The 15,428-nt window shown below is 67.9% G+C and carries 13 protein-coding genes; 4 read left to right on the top strand and 9 right to left on the bottom strand.

Annotated elements, in window-relative coordinates; translation table 11 throughout:
• Window positions 1-38: 38 nt before the first annotated feature.
• From FDZ84_RS02290 to FDZ84_RS02270, 5 genes are all read right to left on the bottom strand, one after another.
• On the bottom strand, window positions 39-2,504 hold the full coding sequence (locus tag FDZ84_RS02290; protein ID WP_246869113.1) for an SDR family NAD(P)-dependent oxidoreductase: 2,466 nt from the start codon (window positions 2,502-2,504) through the stop codon (window positions 39-41).
• A gap of 20 nt (window positions 2,505-2,524) precedes the next feature.
• Entirely contained in the window at window positions 2,525-4,633 is a 2,109-nt protein-coding gene (locus FDZ84_RS02285; protein WP_371812758.1) for a beta-ketoacyl synthase N-terminal-like domain-containing protein, read from the bottom strand.
• Window positions 4,634-4,835: 202 nt separating this feature from the next.
• Window positions 4,836-5,102, bottom strand: a complete 267-nt coding sequence (locus FDZ84_RS02280) for a phosphopantetheine-binding protein (protein WP_168584498.1) — start codon at window positions 5,100-5,102, stop codon at window positions 4,836-4,838.
• Window positions 5,099-6,058 carry an acyltransferase domain-containing protein gene (locus FDZ84_RS02275; protein ID WP_168584497.1) on the bottom strand — a complete coding sequence of 320 codons (960 nt, stop codon included), beginning with the start codon at window positions 6,056-6,058 and terminating at the stop codon, window positions 5,099-5,101. Before FDZ84_RS02275 ends, FDZ84_RS02280 begins: the two co-directional genes overlap by 4 nt.
• Before the next feature lie 456 nt (window positions 6,059-6,514).
• The gene (locus tag FDZ84_RS02270) at window positions 6,515-7,483 is read right to left on the bottom strand and encodes a quinone oxidoreductase (RefSeq protein ID WP_168584496.1); all 969 of its coding nucleotides are present in this window, start codon (window positions 7,481-7,483) and stop codon (window positions 6,515-6,517) included.
• A 174-nt stretch (window positions 7,484-7,657) separates the two neighbouring features.
• On the opposite strand from FDZ84_RS02270, the gene FDZ84_RS02265 reads away from it, so the two are divergent.
• On the top strand, window positions 7,658-7,978 hold the full coding sequence (locus FDZ84_RS02265) for a hypothetical protein (protein ID WP_168584495.1): 321 nt from the start codon (window positions 7,658-7,660) through the stop codon (window positions 7,976-7,978).
• Between the two features lie 113 nt (window positions 7,979-8,091).
• A complete protein-coding gene (locus tag FDZ84_RS02260) occupies window positions 8,092-8,586 on the top strand; it encodes a GbsR/MarR family transcriptional regulator (RefSeq protein WP_168584494.1) in 495 nt (164 codons plus the stop codon).
• Window positions 8,587-8,688: 102 nt separating this feature from the next.
• On the opposite strand, the gene FDZ84_RS02255 is transcribed toward FDZ84_RS02260, so the two are convergent.
• From FDZ84_RS02255 to mptB, 4 genes are all read right to left on the bottom strand, one after another.
• A complete protein-coding gene (locus tag FDZ84_RS02255; RefSeq protein ID WP_246868739.1) occupies window positions 8,689-9,651 on the bottom strand; it encodes a heme A synthase in 963 nt (320 codons plus the stop codon).
• Between the two features lie 75 nt (window positions 9,652-9,726).
• Window positions 9,727-10,443 (bottom strand): ABC transporter permease, encoded by a 717-nt coding sequence (locus tag FDZ84_RS02250; RefSeq protein WP_246869111.1) that lies wholly within the window; start codon window positions 10,441-10,443, stop codon window positions 9,727-9,729.
• A gap of 89 nt (window positions 10,444-10,532) precedes the next feature.
• Window positions 10,533-11,468: an ABC transporter ATP-binding protein gene (locus FDZ84_RS02245; protein ID WP_168584492.1), complete on the bottom strand. Its 936-nt coding sequence runs from the start codon at window positions 11,466-11,468 to the stop codon at window positions 10,533-10,535.
• Window positions 11,469-11,479: 11 nt separating this feature from the next.
• A complete protein-coding gene (gene mptB / locus FDZ84_RS02240; protein ID WP_168584491.1) occupies window positions 11,480-13,048 on the bottom strand; it encodes a polyprenol phosphomannose-dependent alpha 1,6 mannosyltransferase MptB in 1,569 nt (522 codons plus the stop codon).
• Between the two features lie 121 nt (window positions 13,049-13,169).
• On the opposite strand from mptB, the gene FDZ84_RS02235 reads away from it, so the two are divergent.
• Entirely contained in the window at window positions 13,170-13,967 is a 798-nt protein-coding gene (locus tag FDZ84_RS02235) for a metalloregulator ArsR/SmtB family transcription factor (RefSeq protein ID WP_168584490.1), read from the top strand.
• Entirely contained in the window at window positions 13,964-15,427 is a 1,464-nt protein-coding gene (sufB, locus tag FDZ84_RS02230) for a Fe-S cluster assembly protein SufB (RefSeq protein WP_168584489.1), read from the top strand. The genes FDZ84_RS02235 and sufB overlap by 4 nt, the downstream gene beginning before the upstream one ends.
• Window position 15,428 lies beyond the last annotated feature (1 nt).

Below are 15,428 nucleotides of genomic sequence, written 5' to 3'. Positions count from 1 at the left end.
CAGGGCGTTTCAACGTCATGTAGGCCGATGTCCGGGCTTCAGCGCGGTTTTTTGTGATCGGGCCCGTGTGCGGCAATGGGCTCTCGTGCGGGCTTACGCGGGCTCGGCAATGACGTATTCGCCGCGGACCGTCCTCTGACCTCGAGGTCGGTGATCGTGAGGAGTGTTCGGTGGGTGTCCGGTTCGGTGGCTGTGGCGTGGACGAGCCCGTCCTTGTGCTCGGCGCGGAGTTGGATGTTGTTCATCGCTGGCTCCGACAACTCGAGGTCGGTGGCGGTGGTGTGCAGTCTGAGCTCCCTGATCGAACATGGCGTGGCGTAGCGGTTCGGCCGTGCGGTAACGCAGGCGGCTTGCAGTAACGCGTCGGCCAGCAGCCAGGGAATTCGGTGGCTGGTGAAGAATTCGCCGTCGTCGCCTCGGGGCAGGCGCAGCTCCCACCGCGCCGTGGTCGAGTGTGGGGTAGGGCGCACGTCGCGGAGTTGGTCGAAGATCCCGGACAACGACGCTGGCACGGGACCTCGTTCCAGAACTGCTGTTACGTGTTTCTCGTCTGCCTGAGTGGATGGGGCGAGGGCGCCGATGGGGACCAAGGCTTCGAAGTGCTGAAGGTGCCGGTTGCTGTTTCCGAGGCGAAGCCGGGAACCGATACTCACCCGGACGACTCCGCAGTCGTACCCGGTTGATGCGAATGACGCGGTGAGCCAGTAGTCCACCATCTGCGGGTGCAAGGCGATCGGGGCGTGAAAGCGGACATTCTGGATGGTGCGGACAGGTGCTGCGCCGGTGAAGTACTCGGCGGCCTCCACGGCGAGTTCTAGTGCCAATGCGCCGGGCAGTATGGCCCGGGACCGGTGGACGTGTCCTCCGAGGTGGGTGTGCCCAGCAAGATCGAGTTTCCAAACGGCGCCATGTGCATCCACTCGTGCCGGGACGCCGAGATAAGGCCGCCTGTCCGAAGCATCCATCAGGTCAGGAAACTGCGAGTGCAGCATTTCCAGTTCCGCGTCCCCAAGCGGTGTGGAAACCGCTGCTCGGCCGGGATGAACAGATTCCAGTTCGGCGTTGAATAGACGTTGTCCTTCGTCATTGCTGAGCAGGCCAAGCTGCCCCGTTCTTTCCGTGTACTCGGTGAAGCCGCTGCGCGGCCCGAGACCTGATTCGCCCCACAGACTCCAACTGATGGAGCGCTCGGATTTTCGGGACAGTGCCGTCTCGTATCGGGCGGCGGCGTTGAGGACATCGTTGGCTGGACCGTAGTCGCTTTCCCCCGGCAGGCCGAACGCTCCTGCGACGGAGCTGAAGTTGCACCACAAGCGGGGTGCAGGGTCAGTAAAAGCGGATTTGAGGTTGTGATATCCCGTGACCTTTGTGTTTCGCACTCTCCGGAATGTCTCCAGATCCTTGGCTGCCAAGCGGCGTGCGCCGCTGATTCCTGCTCCGTTGACGAGCAGGTCCACCTCGGGCGTTGTCCGGCGGATCGTTGCGGCAGCGTGCCGCACAGCGGCGTCATCAGTGATATCGCAACCGAGGTAGTGCACCCGTGTCGGGCCGCTTCGGAGTCGCATGGCGGCGATGTTCGACAGCGCTTCTTGTGCCTTGCGGCAGCGATCGTAGGTGCGTCTCAGTTCTGCGATGTGCACGTAGGGATCCTCGGCGCGACGTTTCCGGACGTACTCCGCGCAGCTGGAGTCACCTATCTCGCGAGCTCGTTCAGTCATTGTTCGCTGCTTGGTGCTCCCGAGCAGCCAGACCACAGACGGTGGTGTGCGCATACCCTCGATGCAACGCGCGGTGATGCCGCGCGCCCCTCCGACGGCGACAACGACCGGACCTTCGAGCGGCCATTCCAGCGAAGTGACATCCTCCTGTCCGAGACCGGTTTCCGGGACCGGAAGCAATCGTTCTTCCATGCGTGTGCCCGTTGACGACTGGCCGAGGTAATACGCGACAGGCAGGCCTCGGACACAGCCAGACTCACGACGCAACTGCTGCAAGGCCGCCGGCAGCTTGACCTCATCGGTGACAACCGCATGGACGCGGGTCCGTGGCAGCTCCCATGCCATGGCTTTGACCAAACCAGTCAGCAGCGCACCGTGCGGGTGGGGCGTTCCTTCCCGCATGGGATCGAGGACGAGTACGGCCAGCGACGAGTCCGGCACGTTTAGGTAGGCCAGTTGTTTGGCTGCGAGAAAAGCCGCTTCTTGCAAAGCGAGCAGCCGCGGGTCGGGCGCCGCTGGCCACGCGGCTGCGCGGACGGACGTGACGATGCGGATGTGAGCCCGTATCTGGTCCCCAGCAGCCACCAACCGGGCCATAGCGTCCTCGTCCCAGGTGGCTGCCTCGGGCGGAACGAGTACGGTGCGTCGCTCAGCGGGTTCCGACAGCTCAGCCGCGATATCGGCATTGTCGGTGAGTACCAACGCACCGCGCGGCAGGGGATCGCGTTCTGGGATCCGCAAAAAGCCCGGGCGCGGCACGAGTTGGAGGGAGTACAGCTGCGGCATCACGTTATGCCTCCTGTGGTTCAGCCGCCTTCAGGACCGGGCAATACGCTGACACTTGGTGCTGCGGCGCCCCCAAATCGTTGCGGCTGCTCACCTTCGAGCACGGCTCGCAGTACTGCGACGAGCCCATCTGCGGCGAGGTAACTAGGTTGCTGCGACCAGTCGCGCGCGGTGCGTTCAGCGCGGAAGTCAGTGTGCACTCGTGCGTGCACTCGCCAGCCGCGCTCCCGAGCGGTCTCCGGTCGCGCGAGAGCGATCGCGAAGGCTCCCTCAGCGATCTCGTGCGGTGAAATGCCGAGAGATTGGGCGGCCTGCTCAATGCAGCCAGCGTTCCATGCCAACACAAGAGCGAGGTCGACCTCGCCGCGCCGCAGATAGCAACTTGCCGTGTGCAGCGCCGCGAGGCCGGAAGCCAGCCCAGCGTCGACCATCATCGTGGGGCCGTGGAAGTCGCGGCGGTTGGCCACCCAGCCGAGCGCCGCGGACGACATCCGTCCTACGAGACTGTAGGGGCCGACGGGTCTCGTTTTCGCGGCGTGCTCCCGCAAGTATGCGTCCGCTGCCTCCTGCGCTGCTGTTTCGTCCAGCGAACGGACGAGGCTGCTTCCCAAACAACGGACCGCGGAATCGGCGGCCGACTGGCTTGGGCCGTAACGCGCACCGAAGATACCGATGCGTTCTTCCAGCCCTTCCCAGAGGTGGTCCTTCCCCGCATCTCCGAGGCGGCTCACCAGTTCGATCGCCAACAACTGGCTCATATCCAATTGAGCCGCGATTTGGGGAATGATCAAGGACTGTTTGAACGACGGGATCGGGTAGGGGGATTCGAAACGGCGTTCCTGGCTGGGTGCGTCTCCGCGGGAGAGCCGTGCCGCGACGGCAGAGTCGTCGGCGCGTCCCGGCACCAAGGCGGTCCAGCTGACGAGTGCCAGCTCGTCGCACAGCGATGGCGGAGAGGAAGAAACATCGTGGGGGCCTGACCCCAATGAGCGCAGGAGTTGGTAACCGTTGATACCCCCGAGCCCACATGCGAAGACTCCTGCGAACGGCGGCTCTCCGCTCGTCGCGGTGGGCATGAGCGGTTCAGGGGCCGAAGGGATCCGCACCGGAAGTGCGAGAGCGTGCTCGGGCAACGTCTTGTGGTTGGGCTGTCGGGGAACTGTCGATCGGTGCAGCCCCATGGCGGCCTGGATCAGAGAAACAATGCCGCAGGGCATTCCCGTATGGCCGAGCAGCGGCTTGTTGGAGGTCACCCAAGGTGTGCCGTCAGGATGCGCGGCGGCAATGGAGTGCAGTTCAGTGGTGTCGCCGGCTCTGGTAGCGGTGCCATGTCCGACGATCCACGCCACCTGCGCACCGGGCACGTTGTTGACGCTGCGAGCCCGGATCATGGCCCGGGTCTGCCCTTCCTGGCTCGGCGCGAATATCGCCTTGCTCTTGCCATCGGAAGCCCCACCGAACCCTGCGAGGAGCGTGAGCACGGTGTCGTTATCCCGCAATGCATCGCTGAGTCGTTTAAGTACCACAACGGCCGCGCCTTCTGAGAACAAGGTGCCGTCTGCTTCAGCGTCGAATGCTCGCGCCCGCCCAGAAGTCGACAGTGCTCCCATTTCGGAGAAGTAGACTTGGCGCAGGGGTCCGTGCGAACTCATACCGCCGCAGAAAGCGATGTCAACGGAACCATCGAGAAGATGTTTGACACCCAGGTCCACAGCATACAGGCCGGATGGGCAGATATTGTCGACTACGAGTATCGGAGTGTCCTCCGGGAGAATTCCATGCACCGCTCGCTCGGCCTGTTTGTGTGGAAGGAACTTCCCGTGCGGCGAGGCCGCGCACGGGTCCGCCTCCTGCAGGAGTTGCCGGATCTCGTTCCGAGCTTCAGGGCGGCCAGCGGGCAGACGTTCCACCATGCCGTCGAGGACCATGTCGGCGGCGAGGGCCGCGTCCAGTTCGTGATTGGCTTCGGTAGATGCGGCGAGGAAGAGCGCGGACCGTGAATGCGGTGCCGGCTCCGTCGTCGTACTGAGGCATTGCGTGAGACAACGACGGAGCCAGGACACTTGAAGATCGCCGCGTTCAAACGAGGCTTGCCCATCAATCGAGCCGGTCGCCGATGTGGCGGCCACTTCCCCGAACCTGAGGTCGTAAGCAGCGCGACCAGGCTCATCCGGACCCGCTGATGACAGCGCCTCGTAGCTTCGGCATCTGTCCGGGAATCCAAACGCCGGTGGGCCGTCCTGCGCCCGCCGCCAAAGATCCTCGATTCCTTCGCAGCCGGGAACTACCACGCCCGCCCCGACCAAGCAGACCGGCTCCATGGACATAGGTTCAGGCCTTCTCGCTCACGGAGTCGGCATGGCGCAGCATATCGGCTACCGAACGGGGCGTGAGAGCCGCCGGAGCGGAACATTCCGGCAACGCCGTCAGTTCCCAACGTTCCGCAGCACGATGCAGAACGAGCCTATGCTGCAGAGAGTCCATACCGAATTCCGCTTCCAGGTCTACCTCCGGCGTGACCACCTCCAAGGGGAGTTCCAGAACCGTGGCGTACATCGAGCGCAACTCTTCTACCAAGGTGTCGTATTCCGGAATCAATGTTCCTCCTGTGATAGGACCAGATCGGTTCTCATACTGCGGACATCGGTGTCCGCCAAGCGTTTACTGAACGGCGCCCAGACGTACACGGTCTCGCCCAATATCTCGGCGACCAGCCTGGATAGCGTGTCTTTGAGGCCACACTCGACGAACCGTTGAATTCCCGCCGCGCTCAGGTCAGTCGTCGCCTGCGCGAAGTCCAGCGGTGCCACCATTTGGAGCGCGGCGATGCGGGCTAGATCGTCGGATGGCAAGACTTTTCTCCCGAGGATCGTCGAGTGCACGGCTGTCCGCAGTCGCTCTTGCCGAATCCCGCCGACCTCCGCCAAGTACTGCTCGGACGCAGCACCAAGACATGGGTGGTGCTGGGGATACGGCCCGGTGCGCAGAAGCGTTGCCGAGATCCCACGCGCTTGGGCGAGATGCAGCAGCCGTTGGATCTCCTCGGCTGGCCCGGAGAGGATGCCCTGCGTCGGACTGTTCACCGCCGCCACCACGACACCGTCGCGTTGACGTGCGAGTACTTCCGCTTCCTCAGGGGAAACCATGAACGCCGCAGTAGCTGCCGTGGGCTGGGCATGAGCCTGCAGAACAACGGCCCGCTCGCACAGCAGGCGAGCACCATCCTCGACGGTGAACCCTCCGGCCGCGACCAGGGCTGTGATCTCACCCAAGCTGTGTCCCACGAAAATTTCAGCGGACAGACCACACTCCTCCACGAGAATTCGCCAGCAGCAGAGTTGGGCGTGGTAGGTGCGCAACTCGACCACGTGCGGCCACCCGTCATGGGTAGGATCTTGGGCCGTGACGGAAAAGACGGACGGCCACCGGTAGGTGGCGCAGACCCCATCGATCTCTTCGGCGAGTTCCGCGGCGATGCACTGTCCTCGCGAATAATGCGCGAAAGGATCCGTGAAATAGGACCCTGCGCCGGGAAACATTAGGGCGGTTTTCATTACCGTCTTTCCATGTGCCATGTCCGCCTATGAGTAGCCTTTGTGCCTAATGTTCCTTAGATTTTTCAACCGCCCACGTCGCGCTAGTTCGCGCTATCGTTTCGATATGGTAGCCAGTAGGTAGCGCAGCGGGTGTCGTAGGTTGCGGGGCTTGGTGACCGTGATGGCATTTGCCAATTTTGGTTGTGACATCTCCACTATCAGTAAGGCTGACGTCGGGCGGCAAGGTTGTTGCCCGTCCGTCCATCTCGCGTTGCCCGTTTGTGCCCTGGTTCGACGAGTACCGGTGCTGCTGCTCGACCCGGCCAAGCGGGACGCCGGTCATGGGCGGAGTCCGTGCAGGGCAGCACAAGATCATCGAACGGACGCTGCGCGGCCCGCTGGACGGCCTGCCTCGCCCCCAGGTTTCAAACGGTCGTAGCGACACCAGGATAAGATCTTGGCAGCGTCGAAAAATCACGGCAGGAGCAGGAGTTTTCCGGTGGTGCGGCGGCCTTCCAGGTCCTCGTGCGCGCGGCGGGCGTCCGGCAGCGGGTAGGTGCCGCCGATGCGGATCTTGAGGGTGCCGCTGGCGATCCAGCCGAACAGCTCGTTGGCCCGCGAGTCCAGCTCGTCGCGGGTCAGGATGTGGTGCGCGAGGCTCGGGCGGGTCAGGAACACCGATCCCGCCGCGTTCAGCCGCTGCGGGTCGACTGGCGGCACCGGGCCGCTGGACGCGCCGAACAGCGCGAGCATGCCGCGCGGCCGCAGGCTGGCCAGGCTCGCGTCGAAGGTGGTCTTGCCGACGCCGTCGTAGACCACGTCCACGCCGCGCCCGTCGGTGAGGTCCTTGACCTCCTCGGCCACGTCCTCCTCGGTGTAGCGGATGATCTCGTCGGCGCCCGCCTCCCGTGCCAGCTCCTCCTTCTCCGGCGTGGACACGGTGCCGATCACGTTCGCGCCGCGCGACTTGACCAGCTGGGTCAGCAGCAGGCCCATGCCGCCGGCCGCGGCGTGCACCAGGGCGGTCTCGCCGGTGCGCACCGGGTAGGTCGAGGTGATCAGGTAGTGCGCGGTCAGTCCCTGCAGAAGCGCGGCCGCCGCCGTCTGGTCGTCCACCCCGTCCGGCACCCGCACCGCCTTGTCGGCGGGCACCAGCGCCCGCTCGGCGTAGCTGCCCGGGACCATCGCCCAGGCGATGCGGTCGCCGACGCCGAAGCCGGTCACGCCGGGGCCGACCGCGACGACCTTGCCCGCACCCTCCGAGCCGGGCGTGAACGGCAGCTTCATCGAGTAGATCCCGCTGCGCTGGTAGGTGTCGATGAAGTTGACCCCGGCCGCGGCGACCTCGACCAGCAACTGGCCGGGCCCCGGGTCGGGCAGTTCGGCTTCGCTGTACTCCAGGACCTCGGGTCCGCCGTTCGCCGCCACGCGAATCGCGCGCATGCTCTCTCCTCCGCCTGTCGTCGTTCGACGGGTGCAACTCCGCACCTCGGTCCGATCTTCCCCCGGAAGCACCCGACAGCCGAAATGATGCCCGTCGCACCGCCCGCTGGTCGCGCGGGTGCCGTGCGCAACGAACCTGTCGCCCGGTGGTGAATCGTGTTTAGGATTCCGGGCATGACGGCTGCCGAGAAGGACACCGAACAGGCCACCGCACCTTCGCCGAAGGCGATCGCCGTGGCGACGGCGTTCGTCGCCGCGCACGGCGGGTCCGCGCGGGCGGTGGTGGAGAACCTGGGGCGGACGGGTGCCCGGATCGTGCTGATCGGCGAGGACGGCCTGATGGGCGATGTGATGGTGCCCGACGTGGCCGCGGGGGAGGCCCTCGTCGAGGCCGTCGACGGGCTGTCGCCGCACGAATGGGACGGCGAGACGGTCGCGGCGCTGAAGATCGGGCCCGCGCACCGGCGGAAGATGGCCGGTCCCCGGGCGCGGTGACGCCGCGCGTCTCGCGCTGGATGTCCGACACGCGTTTGAATTGCTGCTTGGTCGAATCCTTCGCCGTGGTTTATGTTTTCAGCGGAGACTAAACTCGATCATTTGGAGTCGTCGTGTCCGACTACTTGCAGCGCACCGACCGGCCCGCCATGTCGGAGTGGATCGAGCAGATGGCGGCGCACTTCGAGGCCACCGAGGGCATGCCGCTGATCGCCGGCCGGATCCTGGCGTTCCTGCTGGTCTGCGACCCGCCGGAGCGCACCGCCGCGGAGCTGTCCCACGCGCTGGCCGCGAGCACCGGATCGATCAGCACCAACGTGCGGCTGCTGATGCGGCTCGGGGTGATCTCCAAGACGACCCGGCAGGGCCGCGAGGCGGCGCTGTACCAGGTGGAGGAGGACCGCTGGCCGGCGCTCGTGCGCCAGCGCATGGAGCGGGTCACCGCGCTGGAAGAGCTCACCGCGCAGGGCCTGCGGATGTTCAGCGGCCAGGGCGAACGGGCCCGCCGCCTGCGCACGGTCAACGAGTTCTACCGGTGGCTGTCCGGCGAGATGCCGGAGCTGTGGCGCCGCTGGGAACGCGAAGGCAAACCCAAGCTGCGCTTCTGACCGGCACCGCGCTGGGGGATGCCCGGCATCGGTCGATCGGTTTGATGCCGGTTCGAGCGAGCCGGAGCGGGTGGCGGGCATCCTCGGCTGAGTCCGGCCGGTTCAGGCGGCGACGGATTCCTTGGCGGTGGCCTCGGGCGTCGGCTCCGGCAGCGGGCCGCGGTAACGGGATTCGCACCAGAGCATCGCGGTGACGATGATCACCAGCGTCGCCGCCAGCACATGCAGAACCACCATCGCCTCGGGAACGCCGAGGTAGTACTGCACGGAGCCGATCCCGCCCTGCACCAGCACGAGCACGCACGCCGCGCCGTAGGTCTTCAGCAGCGCCTTGGTCGGGCGGGCGCTGCGCAGCCACACGCCGAACACCGCGAGCAGCAGCACGTACGCCATCACCAGCAGGCCATGGGTCTGCACCATCGTCGGCACCGGGAGGTTCAGCCGCGGGGTGTCCGGGTCGCCGGCGTGCGGCCCGGAAGCGGTGACCAGGGTGCCGAGGACCAGCACGGCCGCGGTGACCACGACCAGGGCGGCCAGCAGCTTGCGCATCGGCGGCGGCACCACGCCGACCGGCTCGCGGTCGCCCTCGGTGGTCGCCTTGACCAGGATCGTGGCCAGCCAGATGAGCACCGCCGAGGCCATGAAGTGCATCGACACGCTCCACCACGCCAGGTTGACGCGCACCGTCATGCCGCCGATGATCGCCTGCGCGAGCACGCCCAGCGGCATGATCAGCGCCAGCCGGACCAGCCGCTTCCGGTAGGGCAGGCACCGCCACGCGGCCAGGAGGCAGGCCAGCGCGATGAACCCGATCACGCCGGTCAGCAGCCGGTTGCCGAACTCGATCACCTGGTGGAGGGTCGCGACCTCGGGGTGCTCGACGGGCACCATGCTGCCCGGGAAGCACTGCGGCCAGGTGGGGCAGCCGAGCCCGGAACCGGTCACCCGGACGATCACGCCGGTCACCGAGATCAGCGCCTGCGTCACCAGCACCGCGATGGCCAGACCGCGCACAACGCGCGGCGACGGGCGGGAGATCCGGGAAGTCATCGAGGCCGTGGGCACGCACTCGATGGTAGGACGCCGCCGAAACCGCCCATCCGCAGGGCAGTCCGGATCAGCTCAGACGGGTGGTCCGGATCAGGTCAGACGGGTGGTCCGGATCGCCACCGCGCCGCACACCGCGCCCCACGCCACCAGCACCGCGACCGGCTGCACGCCGGGCAGGGCGCCGTTGACCAGCACCGCGTCCAAGGCCTCCGCGAGGGCACCGGACGGCAGGAAGCCGGCGACCGCACCGACCGGGCCGGGCAGCTCGCTCGCGGGCAGCGCCAACCCACCGGCGAGCAGCAGCACGAACCAGATCGCGTTGGCCAGCGCGAGCACGATCTCGGCCCGCAACGAGCCGCCGGCCAGCACCCCGGCCGCGCCGAAGGCGAGCGTGCCCAGCACCAGCAGCGGGATGGCGGGCAGCAGCCCGGCGAGCGCGGGCGACCAGCCCAGCAGCGCCGCGGCGACGCCCAGCACGACCGCCTGCAGCGCGACGACCAGCAGCGTCGCCAGGACGCGGCCGGACACCAGCGTCCAGCGCGGCAGCGCCGTCGCGGACAGCCGCTTGAGCACGCCGTAGCGGCGGTCGAAGCCGAGCGCGATGGCCTGCCCGGTGAACGCCGTGGACATCACCGCCAACGCCAGGATCCGCGGCATCACCGAGTTCACCCGCGGCTCCGGCAGGGTGCCGATGTGCAGCGTGCTCAGCCCGATCAGCAGCGCCAGCGGGATGATCAGCGTCAGCAGCGCCTGCTCGCCGTGCCGGATGATCAGCAGCGCCTCGACCCTGGTCTGCGCGGCCAGCATCCGGCCCGCGCTGCCGCGGCCGGGCTTCGGCGCGAAGGTGCCGGGCGGGAACTGGGCGCCGAGCTGGGCGGGAGCGTTGGTCTCGGCGTTCACGATCGCAGCTCCCGTCCGGTCAATTCGAGGAACACGTCCTCCAGGCTGCGGCGGCTGACCCGGAGTTCCTGCGCGAGCACGCCGTGCTGCGCGCACCAGGCGGTCACGGTCGACACCACCTGCGGGTCGACCACGCCGCGCACCACGTAGTCGCCGGGGCGCAGCTCGGTGGCCTCGCAGCCCTCCGGCAGCGCGGCCAGCAGCAGCTTCAGGTCCAGCCCGGGCTGGGAGCGGAACCGGAGTTCCTGCCTGCCGTCCTCGGGTTCGGTGAGCTCCGCGGTGGTGCCGTCGGCGACCGCGCGGCCGTGGTCGACGATCACCACCCGGTCGGCCAGCGCCTCGGCCTCGTCCATCAGGTGGGTCGTCAGCAGCACGCTCACCCCGTCGCGGCGCAGCGCGCCGACCAGGTCCCAGACCAGTCGCCGTGCCTGCGGGTCCAGCCCTGCGGTGGGCTCGTCGAGGAACACCAGCTCGGGGCGGCCGACCAGGGCGCAGGCCAGCGACAGGCGCTGCTGCTGGCCGCCGGAGAGCCGCTTGTAGGGGGTGCGGCGGGCGCCGTCCAGGCCGAGCACGTCCAGCAGCCACGCCGGGTCCAGTGGGTCGGCGGCGCAGGAGGCGATCAGGTTCAGCATCTCGTCGGCGCGCACGCCCGGGTAGGCGCCGCCGCCCTGCGGCATGACGCCGATCCGCGGCCGCAACGCCTCGGACTGCGTGCGCGGGTCCAGCCCGAGCACGCGCACTTCGCCGTCGTCCGGGCGTTGGAAGCCCTCGCAGATCTCGACGGTGGTGGTCTTGCCCGCGCCGTTGGGCCCGAGCAGCGCCAGGACGCTGCCGCGCGGCAGGCACAGGTCGAGTCCGGCAACGGCGACGGTGTCGCCGAAGCGCTTTTTCAGCCCCCGCAACAGGACGGCCGGGCTGTCGGCGTTGCTCACGACATCCAAGCCTATTGCGTGACCGGCCGGACACCGCCGCGGGTCGGCAGCAGGCCGGGGACCTTGCCGCGCACCAGCCAGAGCGTGATCGCGAAGGCGATCGCGGCGGCGATCACCGCGAACGGGATCTGGTAGGCGCGCAGCACGAAACCCGCCCCGGTCGGCGGCACCAGCAGCGACACCGCGGCGCAGATCGCGGTCGCGGTGATGCGGAACCGGTTGCTGTTGGTGGACAGCGCCAGCGGCACCACCGACCACAGCAGGTACCAGGGCCACAGCACCGGCACGGCCAGCGCGAGCGTGAGGAACGTGATGCCCATCGCGGCCAGCGGTTCGATGCGGCCGCGGAAGGACAGCCACAGCATCCGCAGGCACATCGCGGCGACGATCAGGTATCCGATGATCTTGGTGATGACCAGCATCGCGTCGGTCTGGTTGCCCAGCCCCAGCAGGGTGCTCAGGCCGCCGCCGGTCATGCCGAACGCGGTCAGCGGCGCCATGAACGTCTTGACCCGGTTGGGCACGTCGAAGGTGTCGATCCAGCCGAGCCCCCAGCCGCTGGCCACCGTGATGACCGTCATGGTGGCCAGGAACACCGCCGCCAGCAGCGCCGCGAACCGCACCAGGTCGCGGAACCGGCCGCCGCGCCGCAGCACCAGGTAGATCCCGAAGAAGCCGAGCGCGATCCAGCCGGGCGGCTTGATCGCCCCGGCGATGGTCAGCAGCACGCCGGCGGCGATGGTGCCCGGCACGGTCTGGTAGCGCAGCCCCAGCTCGATGGCGGCCAGCATGATGCCGACCATCAGCGCCTCGTTGTGCATGCCGCTGACCACGTGGAACAGCACGATCGGGTTGGCCGCACCGAGCCACAGCGCTGCTGCCGGGTGCACCCCGCAGCGGCGCGCCAGCCGGGGGATCGCCCAGATCGCCAGGGCCAGCCCGCACAGCATCACCGCGCGCCACACCAGCACCCCGAACACCACGTTGTCGCCGACGATCCGGGAGATCACCTGGCCGAACATCAGGAACAGCGGCCCGTACGGCGACGGGGTGTCGCGCCAGATGTTGGGCACGTTGGCGGTGAACGGGTGGTCGACGCCCAGCGCGGCGGCCGAGCCCAGCACGTACGGGTTGAAGCCGCGGGCGGCCACCTCGCTCTGCGCGAGGTAGCTGTACATGTCGGTGCTGAACAGCGGCGGGGCCAGAGCCAGCGGCAGTGCCCACATCGCCAGCGTGCGGGCCAGCTGGGTGACCGACAGCATCCGGCCGCGGCCCGGCCAGCAGAGCTTTCCCAGCCACAGCCAGGCGATCACGATCATCAGCATGCCCAGCCAGCAGCTGGCCATCGCGACGGTCGGGATCCGGACGGGCAGACCGATCAGGCGGGCGCCGGACAGCGGGTTGTCCACCGGGGCGGCCCCGGCGCCGATCGCGCCTACCGCGAGCATCAGCGAGCCGGTGGTTCCGAACCGGCGGACGACGTCGAGCTGCCGCCGCTCGGTGCGGTCCAGGGGCTTCGGCTCCGCAGGGCCCGGGGTGGGACCTGCGGGCGCTGGGTCTTTCGATTCGACTGCCGCCACGACGACGAAGGGTAATCGCGTGAGTCAGCTCACGCGGGCGCCCCGCGCTCTGGTGCCCCGAGACGAAATAGGTAACATTTGTGTTGTGAAAAACGTCGGGACGTCTGCGCCTGCCCCAGAGATGGGCACCGTGGCAGGCATCGAGGGCCACGCGGCCCAGCACGGTGCTGCCTCGTACGGCGACGGACGCACCCGGCACGCGGTTGCGCGGTTGCTGCTGGAACGGGGGCCGATCACCGCTGCGGCGGTGGCCGACGAACTCGGGCTGAGCCCCACCGCGGTGCGCCGGCACCTCGACGTGCTGGTCGCCGAGGGCGAGGCCTACACCCGGGAAGCCTCCCCGCGGGGCCGTCGCGGTCGTGGCCGACCCGCAAAGCTGTTCCTGCTCACTGAGGTGGGCCGGGCGCGGTTCGGGCACGCCTACGACGACCTGGCGGTGGCGGCGCTGCGGTTCATCGCCGAGCACGAAGGGGAGCAAGCGGTCCGCGAGTTCGCCGACCGGCGGATCGCCGCACTGGTGGCCAACCACCGGGAGGTGCTGGCGGCCGCGACCGACCCGGCGAAGCGCGCGGAGGTTCTCGCCGACGCGCTCACCAGGGAGGGCTACGCTGCCTCGACGCGAAGCGTCGGCAGCGGCGAGCAGCTCTGCCAACACCACTGCCCGGTGGCGCACGTCGCTGCGGACTTCCCGCAGTTGTGCGAGGCCGAGACGGCGGCGTTCGCCGAAGTCCTCGGCACCCATGTGCAGCGGCTGGCCACCATCGCGAATGGTGACGCGGCCTGCACCACGCACGTACCAACCGCGCGGTTCGCGGATCCGGGTGGAGACACCTCGGACACCGTCCAGACCTCTGCCGACCCGGTCCCGAAGGGCCGGCAGAACACCGCCCCGATTCCTGATGGAGGGGAGTCCGTATGACTGCCGCTGCGGAGCAGCGCACACCCACCACGGCGTCCACCGGCAACGGCCAGCTCAGCCAGGACGAAATCCTGGCCAGCGTCGGCAGCTACGAGTACGGCTGGGCCGACTCGGACGTCGCGGGCGCCGGTGCGCGTCGTGGCCTCAACGAGGATGTCGTCCGCGACATCTCGGCCAAGAAGGACGAGCCCGAGTGGATGCTGGAGGCCCGGCTCAAGGCGCTGCGATTGTTCGACCGCAAGCCGATGCCGAACTGGGGCGCCGACCTGTCGGGGATCGACTTCGACAACATCAAGTACTTCGTCCGCTCCACCGAGCAGCAGGCCCAGACCTGGGAAGACCTGCCCGAGGACATCAAGAGCACCTACGACAAGCTGGGCATCCCGGAGGCCGAGAAGCAGCGCCTCGTCGCGGGTGTGGCCGCCCAGTACGAGTCCGAGGTCGTCTACCACAAGATCCGCGAGGACCTTGAGGAGCAGGGCGTCATCTTCCTGGACACCGACACCGGCCTCAAGGAACACCCGGAGCTGTTCAAGGAGTACTTCGGCTCGGTCATCCCGGCCGGCGACAACAAGTTCTCCGCGCTGAACACCTCGGTGTGGTCGGGCGGCTCGTTCATCTACGTGCCGCCGGGCGTGCACGTGGACATCCCGCTGCAGGCCTATTTCCGGATCAACACCGAGAACATGGGCCAGTTCGAGCGGACCCTGATCATCGTCGACGAGGGTGCCTATGTGCACTACGTCGAGGGCTGCACGGCGCCGATCTACTCCAGCGACTCGCTGCACTCCGCGGTCGTGGAGATCGTCGTCAAGAAGGGCGGCCGCTGCCGCTACACGACGATCCAGAACTGGTCGACCAACGTCTACAACCTGGTCACCAAGCGCGCCAAGGCCGAAGAGGGCGCCACCATGGAGTGGGTCGACGGCAACCTCGGCTCCAAGGTGACCATGAAGTACCCGTCGGTGTTCCTGATGGGTGAGCACGCCAAGGGCGAGGTGCTCTCGGTGGCTTTCGCCGGCGAGGGCCAGCACCAGGACGCGGGCGCGAAGATGGAGCACCTGGCGCCGCACACCTCCTCGACGATCGTGTCCAAGTCGATCGCCCGGGGCGGCGGCCGCACCTCTTACCGCGGCCTGGTCAAGGTCGCGAAGCGGGCGCACCACTCGTCGTCCAACGTCAAGTGCGACGCGCTGCTGGTGGACACCATCAGCCGCTCCGACACCTACCCGTACGTGGACGTCCGCGTCGACGACGTGTCGATGGGCCACGAGGCGACCGTGTCCAAGGTCAGCGACGACCAGCTGTTCTACCTGATGCAGCGGGGCCTGACCGAGGACGAGGCGATGGCGATGATCGTGCGCGGCTTCGTCGAGCCGATCGCCCGCGAGCTGCCGATGGAATACGCGCTGGAACTGAACCGCCTGATCGAGCTGCAGATGGAAGGGGCCGTCGGCTGAG

The organism is Saccharopolyspora sp. ASAGF58 (assembly GCF_012277335.1).
In the GTDB taxonomy this organism is placed as follows: Bacteria; Actinomycetota; Actinomycetes; order Mycobacteriales; family Pseudonocardiaceae; genus Saccharopolyspora; species Saccharopolyspora hattusasensis.
The sequence above is the reverse complement of the archived record's forward strand: the minus strand, read 5'-3'. Positions and strand labels throughout refer to the sequence as shown.